Origin of the sequence: Halorubrum persicum, assembly GCF_002727125.1 — an archaeon.
GTDB classification, from domain to species: domain Archaea; phylum Halobacteriota; class Halobacteria; order Halobacteriales; family Haloferacaceae; genus Halorubrum; species Halorubrum persicum.
In genome coordinates this window covers 10,884-37,581 of record NZ_NHOA01000037.1, presented here as the reverse complement: position 1 = coordinate 37,581, position 26,698 = coordinate 10,884, and the positions used below count along the sequence as shown (strand labels likewise).

22 protein-coding genes are annotated in these 26,698 nt (G+C 70.3%); 10 read left to right on the top strand and 12 right to left on the bottom strand.

The genetic code is table 11. The features are described 5' to 3' along the window. The 4 genes from rio1 to DJ69_RS06055 form a co-directional block, all read right to left on the bottom strand. A partial coding sequence (gene rio1, locus DJ69_RS06070) for a serine/threonine-protein kinase Rio1 (protein WP_099254788.1) occupies nt 1-940 on the bottom strand: 940 nt, incomplete at its 3' end. An 85-nt stretch (nt 941-1,025) separates the two neighbouring features. Continuing rightward, nucleotides 1,026-1,580: a Holliday junction resolvase Hjc gene (gene hjc, locus DJ69_RS06065; protein ID WP_099254787.1), complete on the bottom strand. Its 555-nt coding sequence runs from the start codon at nt 1,578-1,580 to the stop codon at nt 1,026-1,028. Nucleotides 1,581-1,677: 97 nt separating this feature from the next. Beyond that, a complete protein-coding gene (locus tag DJ69_RS06060) occupies nt 1,678-2,049 on the bottom strand; it encodes a rhodanese-like domain-containing protein (protein ID WP_099254786.1) in 372 nt (123 codons plus the stop codon). A gap of 76 nt (nt 2,050-2,125) precedes the next feature. Beyond that, nucleotides 2,126-2,686 carry an NADPH-dependent FMN reductase gene (locus DJ69_RS06055; RefSeq protein ID WP_099254785.1) on the bottom strand — a complete coding sequence of 187 codons (561 nt, stop codon included), beginning with the start codon at nt 2,684-2,686 and terminating at the stop codon, nt 2,126-2,128. 107 nt (nt 2,687-2,793) lie between these two features. Between DJ69_RS06055 and DJ69_RS06050 the strand changes: the two genes are divergently transcribed. From DJ69_RS06050 to DJ69_RS06040, 3 genes are all read left to right on the top strand, one after another. After that, a complete protein-coding gene (locus DJ69_RS06050) occupies nt 2,794-4,194 on the top strand; it encodes a phosphoglucomutase/phosphomannomutase family protein (RefSeq protein WP_099254784.1) in 1,401 nt (466 codons plus the stop codon). A gap of 158 nt (nt 4,195-4,352) precedes the next feature. After that, nucleotides 4,353-4,724 carry a hypothetical protein gene (locus tag DJ69_RS06045; protein WP_099254783.1) on the top strand — a complete coding sequence of 124 codons (372 nt, stop codon included), beginning with the start codon at nt 4,353-4,355 and terminating at the stop codon, nt 4,722-4,724. 61 nt (nt 4,725-4,785) lie between these two features. After that, nucleotides 4,786-5,529: a DNA polymerase sliding clamp gene (locus DJ69_RS06040; RefSeq protein WP_099254782.1), complete on the top strand. Its 744-nt coding sequence runs from the start codon at nt 4,786-4,788 to the stop codon at nt 5,527-5,529. A 75-nt stretch (nt 5,530-5,604) separates the two neighbouring features. On the opposite strand, the gene DJ69_RS06035 is transcribed toward DJ69_RS06040, so the two are convergent. The 3 genes from DJ69_RS06035 to DJ69_RS06025 form a co-directional block, all read right to left on the bottom strand. Beyond that, nucleotides 5,605-7,506, bottom strand: a complete 1,902-nt coding sequence (locus DJ69_RS06035) for a sensor histidine kinase (protein ID WP_099254781.1) — start codon at nt 7,504-7,506, stop codon at nt 5,605-5,607. Nucleotides 7,507-7,611: 105 nt separating this feature from the next. After that, nucleotides 7,612-9,003, bottom strand: coding sequence for an MFS transporter (locus DJ69_RS06030; RefSeq protein WP_394338351.1), 1,392 nt, complete (start codon nt 9,001-9,003; stop codon nt 7,612-7,614). Between the two features lie 62 nt (nt 9,004-9,065). After that, nucleotides 9,066-9,659 (bottom strand): DUF7474 family protein, encoded by a 594-nt coding sequence (locus DJ69_RS06025; protein ID WP_099254780.1) that lies wholly within the window; start codon nt 9,657-9,659, stop codon nt 9,066-9,068. 175 nt (nt 9,660-9,834) lie between these two features. On the opposite strand from DJ69_RS06025, the gene mdh reads away from it, so the two are divergent. Both mdh and DJ69_RS06015 read left to right on the top strand, forming a co-directional pair. Then, the gene (gene mdh, locus DJ69_RS06020; protein WP_099254779.1) at nt 9,835-10,749 is read left to right on the top strand and encodes a malate dehydrogenase; all 915 of its coding nucleotides are present in this window, start codon (nt 9,835-9,837) and stop codon (nt 10,747-10,749) included. A gap of 150 nt (nt 10,750-10,899) precedes the next feature. Continuing rightward, nucleotides 10,900-11,172 (top strand): glutaredoxin family protein, encoded by a 273-nt coding sequence (locus tag DJ69_RS06015; RefSeq protein ID WP_099254778.1) that lies wholly within the window; start codon nt 10,900-10,902, stop codon nt 11,170-11,172. A 36-nt stretch (nt 11,173-11,208) separates the two neighbouring features. Here the strand turns inward: DJ69_RS06015 and DJ69_RS06010 are convergent, their stop codons facing one another. Beyond that, nucleotides 11,209-12,882, bottom strand: coding sequence for an HVO_2922 family protein (locus DJ69_RS06010; RefSeq protein ID WP_099254777.1), 1,674 nt, complete (start codon nt 12,880-12,882; stop codon nt 11,209-11,211). Between the two features lie 113 nt (nt 12,883-12,995). Here DJ69_RS06010 and DJ69_RS06005 point away from each other — a divergent pair, with 113 nt between their 5' ends. Together DJ69_RS06005 and ligA are read left to right on the top strand one after the other, a co-directional pair. After that, nucleotides 12,996-14,171, top strand: a complete 1,176-nt coding sequence (locus DJ69_RS06005; protein WP_099254776.1) for a metal-dependent hydrolase family protein — start codon at nt 12,996-12,998, stop codon at nt 14,169-14,171. Between the two features lie 52 nt (nt 14,172-14,223). After that, entirely contained in the window at nt 14,224-16,389 is a 2,166-nt protein-coding gene (ligA, locus tag DJ69_RS06000; protein ID WP_099254775.1) for an NAD-dependent DNA ligase LigA, read from the top strand. A 52-nt stretch (nt 16,390-16,441) separates the two neighbouring features. Here the strand turns inward: ligA and DJ69_RS05995 are convergent, their stop codons facing one another. Further along, on the bottom strand, nt 16,442-17,857 hold the full coding sequence (locus tag DJ69_RS05995; protein WP_099254774.1) for a GntP family permease: 1,416 nt from the start codon (nt 17,855-17,857) through the stop codon (nt 16,442-16,444). Between the two features lie 302 nt (nt 17,858-18,159). Between DJ69_RS05995 and DJ69_RS05990 the strand changes: the two genes are divergently transcribed. Beyond that, nucleotides 18,160-19,185 carry an ABC transporter ATP-binding protein gene (locus tag DJ69_RS05990; RefSeq protein ID WP_099254773.1) on the top strand — a complete coding sequence of 342 codons (1,026 nt, stop codon included), beginning with the start codon at nt 18,160-18,162 and terminating at the stop codon, nt 19,183-19,185. Continuing rightward, nucleotides 19,182-20,015, top strand: coding sequence for an ABC transporter permease (locus DJ69_RS05985; protein WP_099254772.1), 834 nt, complete (start codon nt 19,182-19,184; stop codon nt 20,013-20,015). Before DJ69_RS05990 ends, DJ69_RS05985 begins: the two co-directional genes overlap by 4 nt. Nucleotides 20,016-20,040: 25 nt before the next feature. Here DJ69_RS05985 and DJ69_RS05980 read toward each other — a convergent pair whose 3' ends face one another. Then, nucleotides 20,041-21,345 (bottom strand): O-acetylhomoserine aminocarboxypropyltransferase/cysteine synthase family protein, encoded by a 1,305-nt coding sequence (locus DJ69_RS05980; protein ID WP_099254771.1) that lies wholly within the window; start codon nt 21,343-21,345, stop codon nt 20,041-20,043. Nucleotides 21,346-21,499: 154 nt separating this feature from the next. Here DJ69_RS05980 and DJ69_RS05975 point away from each other — a divergent pair, with 154 nt between their 5' ends. Then, nucleotides 21,500-22,735, top strand: a complete 1,236-nt coding sequence (locus tag DJ69_RS05975) for an SPFH domain-containing protein (RefSeq protein ID WP_099254770.1) — start codon at nt 21,500-21,502, stop codon at nt 22,733-22,735. Nucleotides 22,736-22,750: 15 nt separating this feature from the next. Here the strand turns inward: DJ69_RS05975 and DJ69_RS05970 are convergent, their stop codons facing one another. Together DJ69_RS05970 and DJ69_RS05965 are read right to left on the bottom strand one after the other, a co-directional pair. Further along, nucleotides 22,751-23,743 (bottom strand): ribonucleotide-diphosphate reductase subunit beta, encoded by a 993-nt coding sequence (locus tag DJ69_RS05970; protein WP_099254769.1) that lies wholly within the window; start codon nt 23,741-23,743, stop codon nt 22,751-22,753. Between the two features lie 66 nt (nt 23,744-23,809). Further along, nucleotides 23,810-26,407: a ribonucleoside-diphosphate reductase subunit alpha gene (locus DJ69_RS05965; protein WP_099254768.1), complete on the bottom strand. Its 2,598-nt coding sequence runs from the start codon at nt 26,405-26,407 to the stop codon at nt 23,810-23,812. Nucleotides 26,408-26,698: the final 291 nt, after the last annotated feature.

Here is a 26,698-nt window from a genome sequence, read left to right as displayed (position 1 = left end):
GGTACTTCTTCCACCCCGGCTCCCCGCTCGGGTCCGGCTCCGGTTCGGTCACGTACGCGCGGAGGTCGTCGGGGTCGACGTCGATCCCCTCCCGAGTGAAAAACGCCGCCACGTTCTCGCAGTCGCGCTGGAGGAACTCACCGGCGTTCGGGTGGTGCACCGTCACGGCCTGTCCCAGATCGATGACCACCAGTTCGCCCTCGTGGATGATCATGTTGTACTCGGAGAGGTCGCCGTGGATCAGTCCGGCGCGGTAGAGCCGTCGCATGTACTCGCGGACGACCTCGTAGGCGGTCTCCGGGTTCTCCACGTCGACCTCGTTCAGCCGCCGCGCTCGGTCCTCGGCGTGTCCCACGAGCTCCATCACGAGGACGTTCCGCTGGACCGCGATGGGCTCGGGGACGCGCACGCCGGCCTTGCGCGCGCGTTCGAGGTTCGCGAACTCCTTGCGAGTCCACGCCAGCACGACCGCCTTCTTGTCGCTCGCGATCCCCTCGAACCGCGGGTCGCCCTCCAGGTACTCGCGCATGTGCCGGAAGTTCGAGGAGTTGATCCGGTATACCTTCACGGCGACCTCGCGCTCGGGCGTGACGCCCTCCGGCCCTCCGCCCGCCGCCTTCGACCCCGGTTCCGGTCGCTCGCCGGCCTGTCCGCCGAGCGCCTCGAAGACGCTCGCCTCCTTCCCGGTCGACACGGGGCCGCCGAAGGCGTCGACGTAGCCGTCCTGCACGAGCTTGTAGACGGCCGCCAGCGTCGCGTCGTCGAACACCGACTCCTGCAGTTTGAACTGCTCGGTGTCTTTGATCCGCTTGCGGAACTCGTCGAACTCCCGGTCCTGTCGGCGGGCGATCCGGTCCGCCTCCGTGTCGGAGACGTCCAGCTGTTCCCACTCGTCGCCGGGCTGGTCGTCGGGTTCCAGCAGGACGAACTCCTCGCTCATTCGCCTCGACGTTCGACGCCGCGAGGGATAAGCGAGGGGGTCTGCGGAGCGCGACGACCGCCTCGGCGTTCGGTCGAGGCGACGGTCACAGCACGTCGAGCGCGTCCTCGACCGGCATGTGCCCGTCTCGCACCGCCTCCAGTATCTCCCGGCGCTCCTTGACCTCGGGGTCGACCCCGTCTCCGCCCGCCTCCCCGCTGCCGGCGGCCACCTCGCCGAGGGTCACCTTCTCGGTCTCGCCGACGAACTCGGGGAAGTCGGTGCCGTCGGCCAGCGCCGTTTCCTTTTTGACCCGATACGAGCCGGCGTCCGTGGTGTACAGGTCGCCGGGGTGGAAGAAGTACCAGTCCTCGCGGTCGAACCGGACCGCGATTCGCGCCTTCGCGCCGAAGTTCTGCGCGAAGAACAGCAGCGCCTCCACCTCCTCGCCGGTGAGGTAGATCGGGTCGCCCGCGCTCGACTTCGCCTCGATCGCGTAGAACGTCTCGCCGTCGCCCGCGAGCACGTCGGGGAGCTCCCGCTCCGTGGCCGCGCCGCTGGCCGGCGCGCGCATCACGGCGAAGCCCGCGTCGTCGAGGGCGTTCACCAGCTCCCGCTCGCGGCGGTCCCCTTTCCGGTTAGCGGACACGGTCGTCGTCACCCGGTTCGATCATGGGCGACGTAGACGCGAGCCGGTCAAAAGCCCGGCGGGTCTCGGGCGCCGCGTCGCCTCGGGCGCCCGTCACCTCGGGCGCCCGTCACCCACGCAGCCGCCACCACAGCGACCGGAGCGTGTAGCTGAACGACCCCCGTTGGTACCCGTTCCACCCGCTCATGCCGCCGGAGAGCGTCGACGCCTCGTAGCCGGCGTCGTCGAGCACCCGAGCCGCGCGCGCGGCGACGATCCCCATCTTACAGACGGTGACGACCTCGCGGTCGTCGGGTATCTCTCCGAGCCGGCGCCGCAGCGCGGAGTCGTCGCCGCCGCGGAGGTCGTCGTACACCGGTACGCTCCGACTCCCCTCGATCGCCTCCCGCTGGTAGTCCGACTCGGGACGGATGTCCAGCAGCAGCGGCTCGTCGTCGGTTCCGAGGCGCTCGTCGAGTTCGGCCGGCCGGATGCGGCTCATCGGCGGACGGTCGGTCCCGCGAGGGAAATCCCTGCCGTCTGCGAGCGCGGTCCGCGGCGGCGGCCGCCTCCGCAGCTCACTCCCGCAGGCGGTCCGCGTGCTCGACGACGACCCGACCCAGGCGCTCGGTGCGACGCCGGAGGTCGTCGTCGGTGATCCGCGGGGCGCCGGCGTGGTCCGCCGTGCTCCCGCCGGTTTCGACGACCTTCGACGCCCTCTCTATCCCGACCTCGTGGGGGACCGTCCACGCGTGGACGTTCCGGAACGTCGACCGGAGGTGCTCGAGCGTCCCGCCGTACGACCCCCCGCCGGCGGTCGCGAGCAGCCCCACGGCGGTGTCCGCGTACTCGTCTGAGCCGCAGAAGTCGTGGAAGTTCTTGAACGTCGAGGAGTACGACCCCCGGTAGACCGGGGTCCCCGCGAGCACGCCGTCGGCCTCGCGGACACGGCGTTTCAGCCCCTCGCTGTCGCCCTGAGCGTCCTCGTCCGGGTGGTACAGCGGGAGGTCGACCGCGCTGAGGTCGATCATGTCGGTCTCGGCGCCGGCGTCGCCCGCGGCGTCGAGCGCGACGCGGAGCGCGGCCCGCGTGGTGCTCGCCGCTCGGCGGCTGCCGGAGATGGCGACGATTCGGGTCATGACTTCGCTTCGCATGCCGCGCGCAAAAACGCAGCGAGTCCGAAACGCCCGCATCCGACCCGCGAGGGACACCGGGCATTATTGTCTCCGCCGCCGACGTGGTCTACATGGATAAGATTGCCTTCGGCACGGACGGCTGGCGGGCCACGCTCGACACGTTCACCGACGAGCGCGTACGGATCGTGGGACAGGCGGTCGCCGACCACCTCGCGGCGGCGGGCCACGACGAGCCGGTCGCGGTCGGCTACGACGCCCGCGAGACCTCGGAGGGGTTCGCCGAGAGCCTCGCCGAGGTGCTCGCGGGCAACGGTTTCGACGTGCTCCTTCCCGAGCGCGACGCGCCCACGCCCGTCATCGCGTACGCCATCGTCGACCGCGGTCTCGCCGGCGCCTGCATGATCACCGCCTCGCACAACCCGCCCGAGTACAACGGCGTGAAGTTCATTCCGAGCGACGGCGCGCCCGCGCTCCCGGATGTCACGGAGGACGTGGTCGATCGGCTCGCGGAGCCCGACCTCCTCCCCGAGGCCGAGCGCGGCGAGATCTCCCGCGTCGACCTCGTCAGCGACCACGCCGACGCGGCCCGCGAGGTCGTCGGCGCGGCGACCGGGGGCGACGGCATCGATCTCGACGGGCTCACGGTCGCGTACGACGCGATGCACGGGAGCGGGCGCGGCGTCACCGACGCGCTCCTCGAGTCGGCCGGCGCCGAGGTCGTCCGCCTGCGCTGCGACCGCGACGTGACCTTCGGCGGCGACTCGCCCGAGCCCTCGGCCGAGCACCTCGAGGCGCTGGCCGACCGCGTCACCGACCCCGACAGCGAGGTGGACCTGGGTATCGCCAACGACGGCGACGCGGACCGGATCGCGGTCGTCACGCCCGAGCGCGGCGTGCTCAACGCGAACCTCTTCTACGCCGCCTGCTACGACCGGCTCCTGGAGAGCGACTCCGGACCGGCCGTCAGAACCGTCTCCACGACGTTCCTCGTCGACCGCATCGCGGAGGCGCACGGCGAGGAGGTGTACGAGACCCCGGTCGGCTTCAAGTGGGTCGCCGAGGCGATGGGGGACCACGACGCGCTGTTCGGCGGCGAGGAGTCGGGCGGGTTCACGCTCCGCGGCCACGTCCGCGAGAAGGACGGCGTGTTGATGTCGCTGTTAGCGGCGGGCACCGCCGCCGCGGAGCCGTTCGACGACCGGGTCGACCGCCTGCTCGACGAACACGGCGCGATCGCCTCCGGACGGGTGTCGCTCGACTGTCCCGACGACCGCAAGGAGGCCGTCCTCGACGACCTGGAACACCACATCCCCGACTCGGTCTCCGGCCACGGGGTCGCGAAGGTGGTCACCCTCGACGGGTTCAAGCTCCTCTTGGAGGACGGTTCGTGGCTGCTCGTCCGCCCCTCGGGCACGGAGCCGAAGCTCCGGGTGTACGCCGAGGCCCACTCGGAAGAGGCGGTCGACGACCTGCTCGCCGAGGGTCGCGCGATCGTCGAACCGCTGGTCTGAGCGCCCGATCGGCGCCGTCGTTTCCGTTCGACGCCGCGCCCCCGTCCGAAACCACCTCTCATCCGACGACTTTCAGTTTCGCTTTGCATTCGGCTCGAATACTTATGAATTAACTTTGTATCGTCGGGTGTGGCCGCCGAGGCGGCCGCCGCCGCTCCATGCACGACGAGATCCCCGCACCCCAGACACGGACCGGCCCGGGCGACGGATCGAGCGCCAACTTCGGCTCGACCACTCCCTGCACCGATCGGGCATCGGATCGGTGTGGCTCCGACCGGGGCGGCCCCGACCGAGACGGCTCCGACCGAGACGGCTCCGACCGGGTCGACGATCGTCCCCGAGAGGGCGTCGACCCTCCCGAGGTGACGGACCCCGATCGACCGGACCGCGCTCGGCCGGACTCGGATCGGTCCGAGGGCGACGAGGGCTGCGATCCCGAATCGGTGGCGTACCGGCTCGAACGCCTCCGACTGGTCCGAACTGCGCTCACGCTCGCGGTCGTCGTCGCCCGGCTGATCCGGTCGCTTTGAGGGTTTTCGTGCCGGTCCGATCGGGTGCCTTTTTAGGTGATACCGCCCTAGCCGAACGTATATGTTCAAGGCCATCGTGGGCGCGTCGACGCTACAGGACGCGCTCGATTCGGTGAGCGTGTTGGTCGACGAGTGTAAGATCCGCTTAAACGAGGAGGAGTTCTCCATCCGGGCCGTCGACCCCGCCAACGTCGGCATGGTCGATCTCACGCTCGAGGCCGCCGCGTTCGAGTCCTACGAGGCCGACGGCGGCGTCATCGGCGTCAACCTCGCCCGTCTGGAGGACATCGCCGGCATGGCCAACTCCGGCGACCTGATCCACCTCGAACTCGACGAGGAGACCCGCAAGCTCCACATCGAGATCGACGGGCTCTCCTACACCCTCGCGCTCATCGACCCCGACTCCATCCGGCAGGAGCCGGACATCCCGGACCTCGATCTCGCCTCTGAGATCGTCGTCGAGGGCGCCCAGATCGACCGCGGGATCAAGGCCGCCGACATGGTCTCGGACCACATTCGCCTGCGCGTCGACGAGACGGACGAGGCGTTCTTCATCGAGGCGGAGGGCGACACCGACGACGTCGACCTGCGACTCGCTCGCGAGGACCTCATCGCGCTCACCGCCGGTCCCGCCGACTCGCTGTTCAGCCTCGACTACCTCAAGGACATGAACAAGGCGATCCCCTCCGACGCCGAGGTCACCATCGAGCTCGGCGAGGAGTTCCCCGTCAAGCTCCACTACGGGTTCGCCGAGGGGCTCGGGAACGTGACGTTCATGCTCGCCCCGAGAATCCAGAGCGACTGAAACGGCCGACATCGGGGTTTTGACGCTCCCCAGAAGCGGTTTTTCCTCCGGTTCGCGGTTCACCCCTGCCCGAGATCACGCCTCGGCCACCACCGGGATCGACACCCGCACGCGCGTCCCGCGCGGCTCGCGGTCGGCGTACTCGACCGCGGCGCCGATCGCCGCGGCGCCCCACTCGACGACCCAGAGGCCGAGCCCCGAGCCGTGTTCGAGCGCGGTCTCTCGCCCCGACTCGACCGCCTCGATCTCGTGATCGGGGATGCCCGGGCCGTCGTCCTCGACGACGAGGACGAACCGGGCGTCGTCGCTCGCGTCGCTCTCGCCAGCCGCGACTCCGCCGCCCGCACCGTCCCCGCGGACTTCCCGCTGGAGCGACACGCGGACCCACGGCCCGCCGTCCTCGCGTTCGCTCCCCCCGCCGTCGTGGTGGTCGAGCGCGTTCTCCACGGTGTTCTCCACGATCGCCCGAAGCGCGTCCGTTCTGACGCGCGTGGTCCAGTCGCCGTCGGCGATCGCCGCCTCGACGGTCACGTCGGGGTCGCGACCCCGCGCGTCGGCGACCGCCTCCTCGACGAGTTCGTCGACCGCCACGGGGCTCACGTCGCCGTCGGAGACGAGCCGGTCGACGGTCCCGGCCTTCTCGCCGAGCGCCGCCAGCGCGCCCGCGCGCCGCTCGATCGCGTCGGCCATCCGGACCAGATCGGGGTCATCGAGGCGGTCGCGGAGGATCTCGCCGTAGCCGTGGACGACCCCGGCGTCGTTGCGGAGGTTGTGGCGCAAGATGCGGTTGAGCACCTCCAGCTGCTGCCGCCGGCGCTCGCGCTCGGTGACGTCCGAGAGGACGACCGTGTATCCCACGTGGGTCCCGTTCGGGTCGGTCAGCCGGGAGGTCGACACCGCGTAGGTGCGCCGACCGGTTCCGGTCGCGGAGCCGATCTCGACCGTCTCGCGGGAGCCGCCGGCGTCGGGGTCGGGATCGGTTCGATCGGCGTCGGGGTCGGGATCAGGATCGGTTTGATCGAGACCGGCCTCGCCGGCATCGGCTTCGATCTCGTCGGTGACGGAGTTGCTTCCCGCGTCCCTGCCGACGCGGACGGGCAGGTCGAGGAACTCGTCGAGGGGGCGGTCGCGAGCGGTTTCGGCGCCGACGCCGAGCACCGTCTCGGCAGCGGGGTTGAGGCGGACGACTCGCCGGTCGAGCCCGAGCGCGACGATGGGGTCGGTCAGGTCGTCGATCGCGGTGCGTTCGGCGGCGCGGCTGGTCGTGGGGTTCCGCTCGAACATCTCCGCCCGGTCGAAGGCGTAGGCGTCGAGGAGGACGTGCGGGACGAACATGACCGGCGCGAGTTGGAGCTGCGGGACGGGGCCGATCGCGAGCGCCCACGCGACGATCGCGAACCCCGGCGGCAGCGGGCTCAGGGCGACCGCGGCGCTCTCCCGGCGGTAGAGGGGGCCGTAGCTGAGGAGCGTGTCGACCAGCAGGAAGACGGCGCTGGCGACGAGCACGGTCTCCACGGCGACGGTGAGGTACGCCCACGGCCCGAACGCGTAGGAGACGGTTTCGACGCCGAAGACCGGGTCGCTCTCGAACCCGGTCCAGAACGCGCCGTGGGCCGGATTCGTGACCAGCAGGGCCGTCGAGAGGAGCCCGAAGCCGACGACCGACGCGAACAGCCGGCTCCTGACCACGTCGCTCCGCCCCGTGTACGCCAGCGCGAAGCCGAGGAAGGTCACGCCGGTCCAGACGATCCCGAGCCACGCCGACAGCTCCAGCAGGTACCGCAGCGTCGGGTCCGCGACGAGCAGTCCCACCCCGTAGGAGAGACACCACGTCGCCTGCGCGGCGAACACGCCGAGGAACCAGTCGACCCCGGGGCGACCGAGCCGGTCTCGGATCGCCCACGCGAGCCAGATCGCCCCCGCCCCGCCGGCGAGCGAGCCGAGCGCCGGCCACGCGGGGACGAACTCGAGCGCCATGTGTCGGTGACGAGGGACACGCGCGGCGTAAAGCTATCGCGCGGCGCCGCTCCTCTCCCCCGCTCCTCGCCTGACTCCGTTCCCCGCCTCACGCTGCTCTCCGCCTTATTCCGCCGACCGCCCGAACGCGACCGCCACGGGGACGAGAAGCAGCGCGCCGGCGAGGAACGGGGACGCGACGGCGACCGTGTAGAGGACGGCCATCAGCGGCGGCCCGACGGTCCGACCGAGGCTCGACGCGCCCTGCGTCACGCCGAAGGCGGCCCCCTGCTCCTCGTCGCCGGCGGAGGTGGACACGAGCGTCGCCAGCGAGACGTTCACGAGGGCGTTGCCGAGCGAGAGCGCCGCGAGCGCGAGGAGCAGCGCGACGAGGGGGAGCGTGAGCCACGCGGGACCGCCGAGCGCGACGCCGCCGGCCACCCGGTCGACGAGCCCGGTCGCGGGGATTCCGACGAGCGCGGCGGCGAGCACGGCTGACCCGGCCGCCACGAGCGTCCGCGACGAGACGACCCGCGAGAGCCGCCCGACGAGCACGCCCTGATTCACCGCGCCGAGGACGCCGACGTAGGTGAGGAGGAACGCCGCGGCGGTCGCGTCGTAGCCGAACGCGTCGGCGACGTACGGGATGAACATCACCTGCACGCCCGCGAACGCGACGGCGACGACGAAGTACGCGACCGTCAGCGGGCGGAGCGACGCGGAGGCGAGCGCGTCGCGGAACTGGCCGACCGCGGTGGACCGCCTCGCGCCGGCCTCCTCCGGCGGGCGCGTCCGGTTCGGCTCCTCGAGGAAGGCGAACCCGACGAGGACCGCGAGGAAGCTCATCCCCGCCGCCGCGAAGCTCGGGAGCGAGTAGGCGGTCGCCGGGACGAACGCCGGGAGGAGGGCGTCGGCGCGGGCCACGACGGCGTCCGCGGCGAGCAGCCCCCCGATCGCCGGGCCGAAGACGAACCCCAGCGCGAACGACGCGCCGACGAGCCCGAGCGCGCCAGCCCGCCGGTCCCGCGGCGTGATGTCGGCGACGTACGCCTGCGCGGCGGCGATGTTCCCCCCCATCGCCCCGGCGAGCGTCCGGGAACCGAACAGCGTCGCCAGCGCGGCGACGGTCCCGAACCCCGCGCCCGCCTCCCCGGCGTAGCCGAACGCCACCCACGCGACGCCGGCGGTCGCGAGCGACGCGAGCAGCACGGGGCGCCGCCCGACCCGGTCGGAGAGCCGGCCGAGCGTCGGCGCCGCGAGGAACTGCGCGAGGGAGTACGACGCCGCAAGCAGGCCGATGAAGGCGTCGCTGACGCCGAACGACCGCACGTAGAAGGGGAGGATCGGGATCACGATCCCGAAGCCGACCAGGTCGGTGAAGACGACCCCGATCACCACGGCGAGCGCGCGCCGCGGGTTGGCGACGGGCGGCGAGCGCGAGGGATCGTCGCCGGCGTCCGTCGCGATGTCGCCGCCGGCGTCGTCGACCGGCGCCGCGCCGGCTTCCGGGTGTGTCACGCCGGTGAGACGGCGCCCGCGAACTTAAAAAGGGATCCCGCGCGCCGTCGGCCCGACCCGCCCTACAGGTGGCGCTCGATGACGCGCTTCGCGGCCTGCCCCTTCTCCTTCCAGCCGTACCCCTCGTCGTACACGTGGCGCTTGGCGTCGACGAGCTCCCCGGGCGTCGACTCCTCGAAGCCGCCGCGGTCCCACGCGCCGGACTCGCGGAGCCACTCGATCACGTTCTCGCGGGTCTCGGGCCACGAGAGGCCGACCATCTCGTACCACGCGACCATCGCGAAGACGGCGTTGTCGTGACACCCCGGGACCGAGCCGTGCTCGTAGACGGTGCGCATCGGGTCGCGGGTCGGCTCGGAGACGCGCTCCTTGAACTCCGCGGCGGTGAGCAGGCGGAGCCGGTCGCCGTCCTCGACGACGCGCTGATCGCGTTCCAGGGCGCCGAGCGCCGCCTTGTGGAGGCCGCTCCACTCGCCGTGGACCGCCTCGCGGAGCGTCGATTCGGCCATGCCGTCGCGCTCGGCGGTGAGGACGGTGAGGAGATCCGTGTACGCCTTCTCGATGGTCGGCCAGCTCACGCCCTCGAAGTCGCAGTCGGCGTCGTGGAGGCTGTTGGTCGTCCGACAGCCGGGGCACGGGTAGCGGAACGTCGGCACTGGGTGGGAGTGCGCGGCCGCCGGAGTTAGGGTTTTCGCGACGCGCCGCCGAGCGGACCGCTCAGAGAGCGACGCCTCGGGAGCGGCGACCGCCGGACGCGGCGCCCCGAAACCGGCACGGAGATTGTGCGGTTCCGAAACGTTTACTCGCCGCCCGACCGCGACTTCATACGGTATGACAAAAGTGAGTGTCATCGGTGCGGCGGGGACCGTCGGTGCCGCGGCCGGGTACAATCTCGCGCTGCGGGACGTGGTCGACGAGCTCGTCTTCGTCGACATTCCGGACCAGCGCGAGACGACGATCGGACAGGCCGCCGACGCGAACCACGGCGTCGCCTACGACTCGAACACGACCGTCCGGCAGGGCGAGTACGAGGACACCGCCGGCTCCGACGTGGTCGTGATCACGGCCGGTATCCCGCGGAAGGAGGGACAGACGCGGATCGATCTCGCCGGCGACAACGCGCCCATCATGGAGGACATCGGCGCCTCCATCGCCGAGCACAACGACGACTTCGTCACCGTCACCACCTCGAACCCGGTGGACCTGCTCAACCGTCACCTGTACGAGGCGGGCGACCGCGACCGCCACAAGGTGGTCGGCTTCGGCGGGCGGCTCGACTCCGCGCGCTTCCGCTACGTCCTCTCCCAGCGCTTCGACGCGCCCGTACAGAACGTCGAGGCGACGATCCTCGGCGAGCACGGCGACGCGCAGGCCCCGGTCTTCTCGAAGGTGCGCGTCAACGGGCGCGACCCGCGCTTCGACGCCGACGAGAAGGAGGAGATCCTCGAAGACCTCCAGGAGTCCGCGATGGACGTGATCAGCCGGAAGGGCGCCACGCAGTGGGGTCCCGCGACCGGCGTCGCCCACACCGTCGAGGCCATCCTCAACGACACCGGCGAGGTGCTCCCCTGTTCGGTCGTGCTCGACGGCGAGTTCGGCTACGAGGACACCGCGCTCGGCGTCCCCGCGAAGCTCGGCTCGAACGGCGTCGAAGAGGTCGTCGAGTGGGAGCTCGACGAGTACGAGTCGGAGCTGCTCGACGAGGCCGCCGACAAGCTCTCCGAGCAGTACGACAAGATCGCCTAACCGGTCGATCCGACCCTCGCCGGTCGTCGACGCGGCCCCGGCATCCACATTTTCGGTGACGCTCGCCGACGGTAGGGACGGCCATGAGCGGTCGCCGCCGCCGCGCGACCGATCGAAAGCGACTCGGCCTCGCCGTCCCAACGCCGGCGCATGAGCGAGACGGACGCCTCGGAGGCCGTCCCCGTCACGGTGTACACCCGCGAGGACTGTTCGCTGTGCGTCGCGGCCCGCGAGACCATCGAGGCGGTCGCCGCGGACCTCGACGTGGCGATCGACCTCGACATGGTCGACGTCGACGAGGACCCCGAACTGGCCGAGGAGTACGGCGAGCGCGTCCCCTACGTGCTCGTCGACGGCCACCCCGCGTTCAAGTACGAGGTCGACGAGCGAGACCTGCGGCTGAAACTCTTAGCGGCGTCCTGACAGGCGTCTAAAAATCGAACCCCGGCCAGCGCCGACCTACTCGCCCGCCTCTCCCGCCTCCGCTTCCGTCTCCGCGCCCGGAGCGTTCCGCTTCACCGACGTGATGCCTTCCACCGCGTTCGACCGCGAGGCGTACCCCTGGCCCGAGTCCGCGACGATGTTGCCGTTGCGGTGGCGGAGCCGCCAGCGCCACTCGCCGCCGGCGTCCTCGTAGATCTCGAAGGCGGCGTTGCCGACCTCCAGCACGTCGGCCGCGGGGCCGTACTCGCGGACGCGCTCGATCGCGTCTCGGGCGCCCGACTCCGAGGCGTACCCCTCGCCGGAGTCGGCGATGATGTTGCCGTTGCGGTGGCGGAGCCGCCAGCGGTACTCCTCGGCCGCGTCCTCGAACAGCTCGAAGGTCGCGTCGGGGATCCCCTCGGTGTCCGTGCCGTCCTCGCCGACCGCTTCGAGGGCGGCGTCGGCGGCGTTCGACCGCACGCTGTCGAGCCCCTGCCGGGCCTTCGAACGCGACGCGTACCCCTCGCCGGAGTCCGCTATGACGTTCCCGTTCTCGTGGATGAGCCGCCAGCGCCACTCGCCGGCGGCGTCGCGGAACACCTCGAAGGCGGTCGGGTCGACCTGGAGGTAGTCCGCGGCGGCGACGTGCTCGCGGATCCGGCCGAGCGCGCGCTTCCCGTTCGATTTCGACGCGTACCCCTCGCCGGAGTCCGCGACGATGTTCCCGTTGTCGTGGCGGAGCCGCCAGCGCCACTCGCCGCCGGCGTCCTCGAACAGCTCGAAGGTCGCCGCGCTCGCGATCTCCTCGTCCTCGCTCGGAACGGCAACGTCCGGATCCGCGGCGTCCTCCGGCTCGGGCCCGTCGTCGTCGGCGATCGCCTCGGCCTCCGCGACCGGGGTCTCGATCCGGAGGATGCCGGCGCCGAGCGCGTTTCGCCGGACGCTGTGGAGCCCCTTCTGGGCCTTTCCGCGGCTGCTGTACCCCTGTCCGGCCGTCGCGATCACGTTGCCGTTGCGGTGGCGGAGCCGCCAGCGCGGCTTGCCGCCGGCGTCCTCGAACAGCTCGAACCGCGCCTTGCTCTCGCGCAGCCCCGCCGTCTCCGCGCGGGCGTCGTCGAGCGCCGACTCGGCCTCCGCCAGCTCCTCGTTGGTCGCCGCGAGTTCGGACTCGGCCTCCGCCAGCTCCTCGCGCGTCGCCTCCAGCTCCGCGCTGGTCTCGTCGCGCTCGGCCGACGTGGCCGCCACCTCGCTCTTCATCCGCTCGTAGTCCTCGCGAACCGGGTCAGACATGAGCGGGACGATCGTCCCCGCGAGCCCGATGAGCCCGAGTCCGACCCCGTACACCGCGATCACGACCGGGTCGCCGGAGGCGGTAAACCAGCCGTCGGGAAAGATGTTCACGAACCAGACGACCCCGACGACGCTGACCGCCGTCCCGAGATACCCGATGGATGTCCCCGCTCGGCGGAGCGGGAAGCGGATCACCGCGCCGAGCATGATGAACGGCGGGGCCAGCGCCGCGAGCGCGTACCCGATCCCGCGGGCGGTCGTCGCGGCGTCGGTGAGGAAAAACAGGACGACGCCGGCCAGTCCGAGCAGCACGCCGAACCCGAACAGCCAGAATCCGTTCACCTCGTCGTTGGTGGTCGGCTCCCCGATGCGTCGCGCGTACAGTCCGCTCGACGAGCTCGCTTGCTTTTCGCTTGTCATGACCGGAAAATCGGCAGCCGACTGGTTATAGGTATGGGTGTGTGACACGAACCAACGTGTAGCGAACTACCGGGACCCGATCGTTTACGACGTGAACGCTCCCTCGTAGGGGTATGCACCTGATTCGAGGCGGCCGTGTCGCCGACGTCGATGGGACTCGCGAGGCCGACGTGGCGGTCGCGGACGGCGAGATCGTCGCGGTCGGGACTGACGCGGTCGCGGAGATCGGCGGCGAGGACGCGGTCGACACCGAGACCGACGCGAGCGGCGCCGTGGTCGCGCCCGGACTGATCGACGCGCACGTCCACGTCATGATGGACGGGCGGCCGGACGTGGCCACCGCGGTCTCCGACAGCGACTACACGGCGAGCTACCGGGCGGTCGGCAACCTTCGAGACGCCCTCGACGCGGGGGTCACGACGGTCCGCGATCTGGGGAGCCGCGGGACGCTCGCGCTCGACGCGGGCGACGCGGTCGCCGCCGGCAACGTCGACGGGCCGCGCGTCCTCGCCTGCGGTCGCAACGTGATCATGACGGGCGGCCACGGCAACTGGTTCGGGCGCGAGGCGGACGGCCCGGCGGAGGTCCGGAAGGCGGCCCGCGAGCAGCTGAAGGCGGGCGCGGACGTGCTCAAGTGTATGGCGACGGGCGGCGTCCTCACCGAGGGCGCGGTGACCGGCGCCCCCGAGCTGACCCCCGCGGAGCTGGCGGCGTTCACCGACGCCGCCGCGCCGACCGACACGCCCACCGCGGCTCACGCCCACGGCGAGCAGGGGATCAAGAACGCGGTCGAGGCCGGCATTTCGAGCGTCGAGCACGGGACGTTCATGGACCGCGAGGCCGCCGAGATGATGGCCGAGCGCGGGACCTACTGGGTGCCGACCGCGAGCGCGCTCCGCGGGGTCGTCGACCACGGGACCGAGGCCGGCATCCCCGCGGACGCCGTCGAGAAGGGCGAGGACGCCGCGGAGCGCTTCGGCGACGCCTGGGACCACGCGCTGGCGGCCGACGTGCCGATCGCGATGGGCACGGACGCCGGCACGCCGTTCAACTTCTTCGCGGACATCCCCACGGAACTGGAGTACATGGTCGACTACGGCCTCTCGCCCGCGGGCGCGCTGGAGGCGGCCACCGTCAACGCCGCCGACCTGCTCGGGCTCGACGACGTGGGGCGCGTCGAGGCGGGGTACCGCGCCGACCTCGTCGTCCTCGCCGCCGACCCGACCGAGGACGTGACGGCGTGGCAGGAGCCGGAGTCGGTGTTCGCCGCGGGCGAGCGCGTCGCGTAGCGGTCGCCCCCGAACGCTCGCTTTTAACCCGGGCCGACCCAACGATCGGGCGATGACGAGCGCGCACTCCGGGTCGTCGCCCCGGTACGCGGACCCGGACGAGAACCCGTACGTGGAGTCGCCGCCGACCGACTTCGAGCCGGTCGCGGACCTCTCCGAAGACGAGGCCGCGGCGCAGGCGTCGTCGCTCAGGGCGGCGATCCGCGAGCACGACTACCGGTACTACGTGGAGGCCGACCCCCTGATCGCCGACGAGACGTACGATCGGCTGTTCGCTCGCCTGGAGGAGCTCGAAGACGCGTTCGACCTCTCGACCGAGAACTCCCCCACGCGTCGCGTCGGCGGCGAACCGCTCGACGAGCTCGAGACGGTCGAGCACGTCGCGCCGATGCGCTCCATCGACAACGCGACCGAAGCCGAGGCGGTCCGCCGGTTCGACGAGCGCGTCCGAAGCGGACTCGCGGACGAGGGGTTCGACCCGGACGCGGTCGAGTACGTCTGCGAACCCAAGTTCGACGGGCTCTCGGTCGAGGTGGTGTACGAGGCGGGCGAGTACGTCCGCGCAGCCACCCGCGGCGACGGGATCGAGGGCGACGACGTGACCGAGCAGGTCCGCACGATCCGGTCTGTCCCCGGCAAACTGCGTGGCGACCCGCCGAGCCGGCTCGCGGTCCGCGGGGAGGCCTACATGCCCCGCGACGCGTTCGAGGCGTACAACGAGACGCTGATGGAGCGCGGCGAGGAGCCGTTCGCGAACCCCCGAAACGCCGCGGCCGGCACCCTCCGCCAGCTGGACCCGTCGGTGGTCGCGGAGCGTCCGCTCGAGATTTTCTTCTTCGACGTGTTGGGGTGGGAGGCCGGCGATCCGGAGGGTGGGGACGCCGCCGGCGCACCCGAGCGCCCCGACACCCACTGGGCGGAGTTCGACGCGTTCGACGGCTTCGGACTCCGGCGCACCGATCGGGTCGAGCGCGTCGGCGACATCGAGGGGGCGCTCGACTACCGCGATCGGCTCATGGCCGACCGCGAGGACCTGAACTTCGCGATCGACGGGGTCGTGATCGCCGTGGACGACCGCGCGCACCGCGAGGCGCTCGGGTCGACGTCGCGGGCGCCGCGCTGGGCGTTCGCCTACAAGTTCCCGCCCCGCACCGCGACCACGACGGTCGAGGGAATCACGGTGCAGGTCGGCCGGACGGGGCGGCTCACCCCCGTCGCCGAACTCGATCCGGTCGACGTGGGCGGCGTCACCGTCTCGCGGGCGACCCTCCACAACCCCGCAGAGATCGAGGCGCTCGGCGTGAACGTCGACGACCGCGTGCGGATCTACCGCGCGGGCGACGTGATCCCCTACGTCCCCGAGGTGGTCGAGAAGCGCTCCGAGGGGACCTACGACTTCCCCGAGCGCTGTCCGGTCTGCGACGCGCCCGTCGAGCGCGACGGGCCGCTCGCGTTCTGTACCGGCGGGCTGGGCTGTCCGGCGCAGCTGAACCGGGCGATCGAACACTGGGCGCGGCGGGACGCGCTCGACGTCGAGGGGTTGGGTCCCGAACGCGTCGAACAGCTCCGCGAGGCGGACCTGGTCGAGTCGCTGCCGGACCTGTACGATCTCACGGTCGAGGATCTCGCCGCGCTGGAGGGCTGGGGCGAGACGAGCGCCGAGAACCTGATCGCCGAGCTGGACGCGACCCGGAACCCCCCGCTCGACGACTTCCTCGCCGGGCTCGGGATCCCCGACGTGGGAGCGACGACGGCCCGAGCGCTGGCGACGCAGTTCGGCGACCTCGACGCGGTCCTCGACGCCGACGAGGCGGAGCTTCGCGCCGTCGACGACGTGGGCCCCGAGGTGGCCGAATCGATCCGGACGTTCCTCGACAACGAGGAGAACCGGGCGGCGATCGAGAGGCTCCGCGAGCGCGGGATCGACCCGGAACCGGTCGCCGTCGAGACCGACGACGCGCTCGCCGGGCTGACCTTCGTGTTCACCGGGTCGCTGTCGGCGACCCGGAGCGAGGCGCAGGAACACGTGGAGGCCCACGGCGCCGACGCCACGTCGAGCGTCTCGGGCAACACCGACTACCTCGTCGCCGGCGAGAGCCCGGGACGGTCGAAGCGGACGGACGCCGACGCCGAGGGCGTCCCCGTCGTCGACGAGGACGCGTTCGCCGACCTCCTCGCGGAACACGGGGTGCCGTGGCCGCCGGAAGGCGACGCGTAGCGCCGAGTTCCTCGCCGTCGGGGTCGCTCGAACGAACGTCGACCCGGTCGCGTCAGACGAGCGGGAACACCGAGGAGACGATCAGCACGGTCACGAGTCCCGTTACCGAGATGATCGTCGTGAGGGCGGTCCACGTCTTCAGCGTCTCCGACCTGGTGAGCCCCCCGATCTCGCTGACGAGCCAGAAGCCGGAGTCGTTGAACCACGAGAAGATGTTCCCGCCGGCGCCGATGACCATCACGAGGTAGGCCGGGTTGACGGTCAGCTGCCCGGTGAGCGGCGCCATGATCCCCGCGGCGGTCAGCATCGCGGCCGTGGCGGACCCCTGCGCGATGCGGACGATCGCGGCGATGAGCCACGCCGTGATGAGCAGGCCGATGCCGACCTCCTGCAGCGCGTTGGCGAGGTAATCGCCGATTCCGGAGGCGGCGAGCAGCGCGCCGAACGCCCCGCCGGCCGCCGTGATCGCGGCGATGTTCCCGCCGCTTTTCAGGGCCTCCGTGAGCTCGTCGCTCCACTCGCTCCGGGTCATGTCGTCGTAGCGGTAGAACGTGTACGCGGCCGCGAGCGCGGCGGCCGTCAGCGCGACGTTCTTGTTCCCGATGAAGTCGGTGATCGGCTGTAGCGAGGCCAGCGCCGGAGCGACCTCCTGGAACGTGGTGACGAACGTCGACGACGCGATCAGCAGGACGGCCAGCAGGATCGGCGCCAGCGATTCGAGCACTCCCGGAAGCTCGCTGGTGGGGCGGTCGGCGACCTCCTGCAGCTCCTCGGTCGACGTCGCCATCGTGTCGCGCAGCGGGATGTCGAGTCGGCTGTTGATCCAGCGCCCGTACACGAGTCCGGAGACGATCGCCGCCGGGATGGCGGTCACCAGCCCGACGATGATCGTGGTGAACAGGTTGCTTCCGATCTGGTCCGCGACCGCGAGCGGGCCGGGCGTCGGCGGGACGAACACGTGCGTCGTCGCCGCACCGGTACCGACGACCACGATGAACAGCGTGTAGTCGCGACCGATGCGCGCCCGCATCGACCGCGCGAGCGGCGCCATCAGATAGAACACGCTGTCGAAGAACACCGGAACCGCAAGCACCGAACTGCTTCCGAGCAGCGCGATGTCCGAGTTGCTCTCGCCGAGCGCCCCCTGGAACCCGCGGACGATTCGCTGCGCGGCACCGCTCTCCAACATCCCCTTGCCGATGACCGCGGCCATCAGGATGGGGATCCCGATCCCCGTCATCCCGTTCCCGAAGGCGGTCGCGACTTGTCCCCCCGCGTCAGCGGCGCTGAAGTCCTGGACGAAGAACGTGTTGACGACCCCGACGAGGAACGCCGAGATGATCAGCCCGATGAACGCCGGGAGGTCCAGCCAGACGAGCAGCGCGATGACGATCGCTAAGCCGATAATGAACGTTAACAGTGGACTGTGTGCGAACTGTACGTTCGATTGGATCAGAGGCGGTATCATCCGATCTACCATCGAAAATATAATTAATTAAAATTTGCGAAGACGCTTCTCCACTCTTGAAATGCTTTTTTGAGGGATTTGACGCGTTGTGTAGTCGAGATCTGACAGATAAATATAAAAAATCATTATAATATACGTTAGCTGTGTTTTCCCCCAAAGAGTAGAAATTATGTCATACAGCACGACCGAACTATCGGCCGGTTCCGACGGGCGCCGGCGGTGGTCGCGACCCGCCGCTCCGGCTGCTCTCCGCCTCGGTCCGTCCCACAACCCTTTATCGGGCGACGCGGCAACGGGGCGGTATGACCGCCATCGAACTGCGGGGCGTGACGAAGGAGTTCGCCGACGTCACGGCCGTTCGCGGCCTCGATCTCACCGTGGAGGAGGGTGAGGTGTACGGGTTCCTCGGCCCGAACGGCGCCGGCAAGTCGACGACCATCGACATGGTGCTCGACCTGGTCCGGCCGACCGAGGGGACGGTTCGCGTGCTCGATCAGGACGCCACTGCCGACGGCGTCGCGATCCGCCGGCGGACCGGCGTGCTCCCCGACGGATTCGCGGTGTACGACCGGCTTTCGGGGCGGAAACACGTCGAATTCGCGGTCCGATCGAAAGAGGCCGACGACGACCCGGACGCCCTCCTCGACCGCGTGGGACTCCTCGACGACGCCGACCGCAAGGCCGGCGGCTACTCGAAGGGGATGCGTCAGCGGCTCGCGCTCGCCATGGCGCTCGCGGGCGCGCCCGACCTGCTCATCCTCGACGAGCCCTCCTCCGGGCTGGACCCGGCGGGCGCGAAGGAGATGCGCGAGATCGTCCGGACCGAGGCCGACCGCGGCGCGACCGTCTTCTTCTCCTCGCACATCCTCGAACAGGTCGAGGCCGTCTGCGACCGCGTCGGCATCCTCCGCGAGGGGGAGCTCGTCGCCGAGGACTCCGTGGAGGGGCTCCGCGAGGCCGTCGGCGGCGAGGAGACGCTGGAGATCGCGATCGGCGGCGCGGACGGCGCGAGCGACGCGGCCGTCGACGCGGTCCACGACCTCGACGGCGTGAGCCGCGTCGACCGCGACGGCGACGCGCTCGTCGTGAGCTGTGCCGACGGCGCGAAAACCCGGGTCATCGGCGCCCTGGAGGACGCCGGGGTCGCGGTCGCCGACTTCCACACCCGCGAGGCGTCGCTCGAGGACCTCTTCTTGGCCTACACCGAGGGCGACGCGCCCGGCGGAGGGAGCGAGGGCGGGGGAGACGGCGCCGACGATGACGGCGAAAGCGCCGACGATGACGGCGACGGCGCCGCCGACGCCGGCACCGAGGAGGTGAGCCGATGAGCCTCGCCGCCATCGCGGAGAAGGACTTCCAAGACGCGGTGCGCTCCCGCGGGATGTTGGCCCTCGCGGCGCTGTTCTCGCTGCTCGTCGCGGCGTTCGCCGTCGTCGTCAGGCCGGGCGGACAGGGCGGCGAGCAGTTCGCGACCGAACTGCTGTTGCGCTTCTTCGTCGGCCCCTTCCTCGTGACGACGCTCGTCCCGCTCGTCGGCGTCGTCGTGGGGTACAACGCCGTCAGCGGCGAGCGCGAGTCGGGGTCGCTGAAGCTGCTCCTGTCGCTGCCGCACTCCCGCGCAGACGTGGTGTTCGGGAAGGTGGTCGGACGGGGCGCCGCGCTGTCGCTCGCGGTGCTCACCGGCTTCCTGCTTCCCGGACTCGTGCTGTTCGCGCTCGCGCAGACCGGGGCGCTCGCGACGTTCAACGTGGGCGCGTTCCTCGGTTACACCGTCTTCGCCGCGGTGCTCGGCGTCGTCTTCGTCGCGATCGCGGTCGGCTGTTCGGCGGCCGCGGAGACGCAGCGCCGCGCGCTGATCGGGGGCGTCGCGATCTACGTCCTGTTCGTGTTGCTGTGGGGCGCCGTCACCGGCCAGTTCCTCGACGCCGCGAGCGGCCTGATCGATCCGCTGCCGGTCTCGCAACAGCGGGTGAGCGTGTTCCTGCGGGTCGCCAACCCGACGACCGGCGTCGAGCTGCTGTCCAGCGCCTTCCTCGGCGAGCAGCTGCTCTCGGGCGAGACCGTCAACCAGCAGATATCGGCGGTGTCGATGCTCGTGTTCTGGACGATCGCGCCGCCGCTGCTCGGCCTCTGGAAGTTCGACACGGACGACCTGTAACTGACGACGATCGCCGTGAGACCGCCTACGCCGTCGCGCGCTCGATCGCCGCTTCGAGGTCGGCGACGATGTCTGCGGGGTCTTCGATGCCGACGGAGAGCCGCACCATGTCGGCGGTGACGCCGGCGGCCTCCTGTTCCTCCTCGGTGAGCTGCTGGTGGGTCGTCGAGGCCGGATGGATGACGAGCGTCTTCGCGTCGCCGACGTTCGCGAGCAGCGAGGCGAGGTCGGCGTTCTCGACGGTCCCCTTCGCGGCCTCGTAGCCGCCCTCCAGCCCGAAGGTGATCATGCCGCCGTAGCCGCCGTTCAGGTACTCGCTGGCCTCCTCGTGGGTCTCGTGGCTCTCCAGTCCCGGGTAGTTCACCCACGACACGTCCTCGTGTTCCTCGAGGTACTCGGCGACGATGCCGGCGTTCTCGCAGTGGCGGTCCATCCGCAGCGGGAGCGACTCGGTCTGTTGGAGGGTGTTCCACGCGTCGAACGGCGACTGCTGATCGCCCAGATCGCGGAGGCCGCGGGTCGTCGCCGCGAAGGTGAACGCCGCGTCGCCGAACGCCTCGACGAAGTTGATCCCGTGGTACGCGGGGTTGTCCTGGGCGATCTCCGGGTACTTCTCGGCGTGGTCGCTCCAGGGGAACGACCCGCCGTCGACGAGGACCCCGCCGACCGTGGTGCCGTTACCCGTGAGCCACTTCGTCGTCGACTCCCAGACCAGGTCCGCGCCGTGGTCGAGCGGGCGGCAGAGGTAGGGCGTCGCGAACGTGTTGTCGACGAACAGCGGGGCGCCGTGCTCGTGGGCGATGTCGGCGATCCGCTCGATGTCCGGGGTGACGAGGGCGGGGTTGCCGATGGTTTCGAGGTGGACGTAGGCGGTGTCCTCGTCGATCGCGTCGGCGTACCCCTCGTAGTCGAGCGGGTCGACGAACCGGGTCGAGACCCCGCGCCGTTCGACGGAGTGGGTGAAGTACGTGTAGGTGCCGCCGTACAGCGCCGACGAGGAGACGATGTTGTCGCCCGCGGACGCGAGCATGAACGTCGCCAGATCGAGCGCTGCCATCCCCGACGCGGTGGCGACCGCGCCCACGCCGTTTTCGAGCGAGGCGATCCGCTCTTCGAGGGCGGCGTTCGTCGGGTTCATGATCCGCGAGTAGACGTTGCCCGCCTCCTCCAACCCGAACAGCCGGGCGGCGTGATCGGCGTCCTCGAACTCGTAGGAGGTCGTCTGGTAGATGGGCGTCGCGCGCGCTCCCGTCGCCGGGTCCGGGTCCGACCCCGCGTGGACGCTTCGCGTGCGGAACTCGTGGTTGGCCTCGTCCTCGTCGGATGGCATACCCTCGTGTGGGCGCGCCCGGCGCTTAAAGCCGCCCGGACCTCGCGGACGTTTCCGGTTCCTCGGAGACGGCTCTCCGCGGTGTCGCGGCGCTTTCGGGCCACACGACCGTTCTCGTGGCAACCGTTAACAGCGTCGAACCGTAACTCACCTTATGGGAACCCAAGGTCCGCGCGGCGACTCCTTCCAGTTGGAGGACTCGATGAGCGGCATCCCCGACTCCGTCTGGCAGTACACGGCGCTCGCGGGCGCCCTCCTCGTCGGCTTCGCCCTCCTCAGCCAGAGCCTGGTGTTCGGCGTCGCGGCGCTCGCGGTGTTGGTCGCGGCGGTGACGGTCGTCAGCGCCGTCGAGATCGTCGACGCCTACGACAAGGAGGCGCTCACCGTCTTCGGCGAGTTCCGCAAGCTCCTCGAGCCCGGCGTCCACCTCATCCCGCCGTTCGTCTCGCGGACGTACGCGTTCGACATGCGGACGCAGACGATCGACGTGCCGAGCCAGTCGGCGATCACGCGGGACAACTCGCCGGTGACGGCGGACGCGGTCGTCTACATCAAGGTGATGGACGCCAAGAAGGCGTTCCTCGAAGTGGACGACTACAAGAACGCCGTCTCGAACCTCGCACAGACCACCCTCCGCGCCGTTCTCGGCGACATGGAACTCGACGACACGCTCTCCCGGCGCGACCAGATCAACGACCGCATCAACGAGGAGTTAGACGAGCCGACGGACGAGTGGGGGATCCGCGTCGAGGCGGTCGAGGTCCGCGAGGTGAGCCCCTCACAGGAGGTCCAGCGCGCGATGGAGCAACAGACGGGCGCCGAGCGCCGTCGCCGCGCGATGATCCTCGAAGCGCAGGGGGAACGCCGCTCCGCCGTCGAGCAGGCCGAGGGTGACAAACAGTCCAACATCATCCGCGCGCAGGGCGAAAAGCAGAGCCAGATCCTCGAGGCACAGGGGGACGCGATTTCGACCGTCCTCCGCGCGCGCTCGGCCGAGTCGATGGGCGAGCGCGCCATCATCGAGCGCGGCATGGAGACCCTCGAAGAGATCGGCAAGGGCGAGTCCACCACCTTCGTCCTCCCCCAGGAGCTCACCAGCCTCGTCGGCCGCTACGGCAAGGCCCTCTCCGGCTCCGACGTCCAACAGATGGAGGGGTTGGAGGGCAAGGAGTTCGACGAGGAGACGGAGAAGCTCCTCGGACTGGAGGACATCGAGAGCGCCCTCGAACAGCTGGACACGGTGGCCGACAGCGACCTCCGGACCGACGAGACGCGCGACGCCGACACGGCTCGCGACGTCGACCTCACGCCTCAGGAGGGAGACGCGGCGGAGATGCGCGAGGCCGACCGCGACATCGAACTGGAGTCAGAGAGCGAGCGACCGGGGTGATCGGGACGCCGCCGACTACCAGTCCAGCGATCCCCCGGACTGGTACTCGGTGACCTGCCGCTCGAAGAAGTTCGCCTCGCGGTTCAGGTCGACCGCCTCCGACATCCACGGGAACGGGTTCTCCGTGTCGAACCGCTCGTCCATGCCCAGCTGGGTGAGCCGCCGGTCGGCGATGTACTCCACGTACTCGACGAACCCCTCGGCGGACATCCCCATGAGGTCCGGCGGACACGCCGCTTCGGCGTAGGTCGACTCCAGCTCGACGGCCTCGCGGATCAGCTCGTCGATCTCCGCCTCGAACTCGTCGGTCCAGACCCCCGGGTGTTCCTCGCGGATCGTGTTGATCAGGTCGACCCCGAAGTTCAGGTGGAGCGACTCGTCGCGCATGATGTACTCGAACTGCTCGCCGACGCCGACCATCTTCCCGCGCCGCTTCAACGCGAGCATCATCGCGAAGCCGGCGTAGAAGAAGATCCCCTCCATGATCACGTAGAAGCCGACGAGATCGCGGAGGAGTTCGCGGACGTCCTCGTCGGTCTCGACGGTGAACGCCGGGTCGTCGATGGAGCGCGTCAGGTCGACGACGAACTCGTCTTTCTGCTGGATGGCCGGGATCCGGTCGTACATCCCGTACATGTACTCCGGCTCGAAGCCGAGCGAGTCACAGCAGTAGATGAACGTGTCCGTGTGGATCGCCTCCTCGTACGCCTGCCGGAGCAGGTACTGGCGGCACTCCGGGGCGGTGACGTAGTCGTAGACGGCCAGCACGAGGTTGTTCGCCGTCAGCGACTCCGCCGTCGAGAAGAACCCGAGGTTCCACTCGACGAGTTGGCGCTCCGCTTCGGTGAGCTCGTCGTTCTCCCACTGATGGATGTCGTCCGCCATCGGAATCTCCTCGGGGACCCAGTTGTTGTTGACGCCGTTCTGGTAGTACTCGCGGGCCCAGTCGTACTCGATCGGCAGGATCTTGTTCGGGTCGTGCTGGCTGTCGGTGTTGAGTATCGGCATCGTGAGGTTGGTGGTGTCGTTCGGTGTGGCCGGTGTCGTTACCGTGGGCGATCTCGCGTCGCGTCGTCACTGGCAGGCGTCGCACGTCGGATCCTCGACGGTCGGGAGGTCGTCTCCCGCCGCGCTCGACGAGTCGGTGGTCGGGCCGTCGGCGTCCGCGTCGTTGGCGTCGTCGCTGTCCGCGTCGTCGCCGAACCCGGGCCCGCCGTCGGCGTCCCCGCCGCGCGACTGGGTGTCGTCGTACTCGCTCATGTCGAGGGTCGACTGCTCGATGCTCGACGCGCCGAGGGTGCGCAGGTAGTAGGTCGTCTTCAGGCCGAGCTCCCACGCGGTCTCGTACACGTCGGTGAGCAGCGAGCCGTCGGTCGACGGGAAGAAGACGTTGTGCGACTGGCTCTGGTCGATCCACGCCCCCCGTCGCGCCGTGAGCCGGAGCTGGTGGCGCGGATCGATCTCGAAGGCGCCGCGGTAGAGATCGGAGAGGTCGCCGGGCAGGTCGAGGTCGCCGACCGCGCCGTCGCGGTACTTCAGCCGGTCGAGCGCCTCGGCGCCCCACTGCCCCTCGGCCTTGAGGTCGGCGACGAGCCGCTCGTTGACGACGGTGAAGTCGCCGGACATGTTGGATTTGACGTAGAGATTCGAGTACAGCGGCTCGATCGAAGGCGAGGTGCCGGCGATGGTGGAGATCGTCGCCGTCGGCGCCACCGCGGTGGTGTTGGAGTTCCGCATGCCGTGTTCGGCGATCCGCTCGCGGACCGCCTCCCAGTCGAGCGTCTCCTCGCGGTCGACCGGGATCTCCCGGTCGCGCTCGTCGGCCAGCAGGTCGAGAGTGTCTTGCGGTAACACGTTACGGTCCCACTTCGACCCCTCGAACGTCTCGTACGTGCCGCGCTCGGCCGCCAGCCTCGCGGAGTTGTCGATCGCGTGGTAGCCGAGCAGCTCGCCGGCCCGCCCCGCGAAGCCGAGCGCGCGCTCGGAGTTCATCGGGACGCGGGCGAGCTGCAGCGCCTCGTGGAACCCCATCAGCCCCAGCCCGATCGGCCGGTGTCGCATGTTCGAGCGCTCGGCCTTCTCGGTCGGGTAGAAGTTGAGGTCGACGACGTTGTCGAGCATCCGCATCGCCGTCTCGGCGGTGTCGGCGAACAGGTCGGCGTCGAGTTCGGCGGCCTCGCCGTCGGCGCCGAGACCGACGGCGGAGTCGTCCGTCTCGGATCCGCTCCGCGCCGCGACCGCGACGTCGTCGGGGGCGGGGTGCGTCTCGGCGTCGCCGCGGAACGTCATGTGACGCGCGAGGTTGACCGAGCCGAGGTTACAGACGGCGGTCTCCTCCTCGCTCGTGTTGAGCGTGATCTCCGTACAGAGGTTCGAGGAGTTGACGACGCCGACGTGGTCCTGTGGCGACCGGACGTTACAGGGGTCCTTGAACGTGATCCACGGATGGCCCGTCTCGAACAGTCGGGTGAGCATCTCCCGCCAGAGCCCGCTCGCGTCGACCGTCTCGTGCTGGCGGAGCTCGCCGTTTTCGGCGGCGTCCTCGTACTCCTCGTACAGCGCCTCGAACTCCTCGCCGTAGGTGTCATGGAGGTCGGGGACCTCGTCGGGCGAGAACAGCGTCCACTTCCCGTCGTTCGCGACCCGCTTCATGAACAGATCGGGCACCCACGCCGCGGTGTTCATGTCGTGCGTGCGGCGGCGCTCGTCGCCGGTGTTCCGGCGGAGATCGATGAACGCGGGGAAGTCGAGGTGCCACGCCTCGAGGTAGGCGGCCGCGGCGCCCCGGCGCTTCCCGGACCGGTTGATCGCGCCGGTCACGTCGTTCGAGATCTTGAGGAACGGGACCGTGCCGGTGGACTCGACGCCCGTCGAGGAGATCAGCGCGCCGTCGGCCCGCAGCGGGGTCCAGTCGTTGCCGAGCCCCCCGGACCACTTCGAGAGCGTGGCGTGTTCCTTGTACGCGTCGAAGATCCCCTCCAGGTCGTCGGGGACGGTCGTGAGGTAACACGAGGAGAGCTGGGGATGGGTCGTCCCGGCGTGGAACAGCGTCGGCGTGGAGTGGACGAACCGCAGCGTCGAGAGCACCTCGTAGAACTCCTCGGCGCGGGCTTCCCGCTCTGACGGGTCCTCCCGCAGCGCGACGCCCATCGCGACCCGCATCCAGAAGACCTGCGGGAGCTCGAACGGCTCCGCGTCCGCCTCCCGCAGGTAGTACCGCTGTTCGAGCGTGTCGAGCGCGGTGTAATCGAACAGCTCGTCCCGCCGCGGCTCGATCGCGCCGGCGAGCCGATCGAGGTCGTACTCCCCCATCCGCTCGTCGAGCAGATCGGCGTCGAGCCCGTGGTCGATCGCCGCTCGGAAGGAGTCGCGGTACGCCGCCGCGAGCGCGTCGTCGGCCGCGGGCGGCCGCTCGCCGGTTACCCGCCTGAAGTAGTCCTCGCGAGCGACGCGCGCGGCCGCGGCGTCGTAGGCGGGGTCGCGTTCGATGCGCGCCGTGAGCGCGTCGACGGTCGCCTCGGCCACCTCGCCGGGATCGGCGCCGTCGTACAGCGCCCGTTCGATCTCGTCTGCGATCCGGTCGCGTTCGTCGTCGTCCAGTACGTCTTCGTGGCCCGCCCGAGCCCGGTCGAGCAGGTCGCGAACCGCGGTGTCGTGTGTCGTCGTGCTCATGATGTGTCCGATGTGCTCGGCTCGTCCGGGGTCCGACCTGCCGCGAGCCGATCGACCCCGATCCGCCGCAGCGTGGTCGACGGCGTTGCCACTCGCGGGCCTCGCTCCGATCGCCGCGAAAGCGCCGCTACCGGCCGCGATCGGCGGTGTCTCCCGTTCGAACCGTGTCAGACACCTCCGGCTCCACCGGGATAAATATTACCAACAGGATTTCAGTAATACAACTTAGATTGTATAGTTGCGCACGAGGAGAGCGGCGCGGCGGCTCCGAACACGCGCGGCTGACTTCGT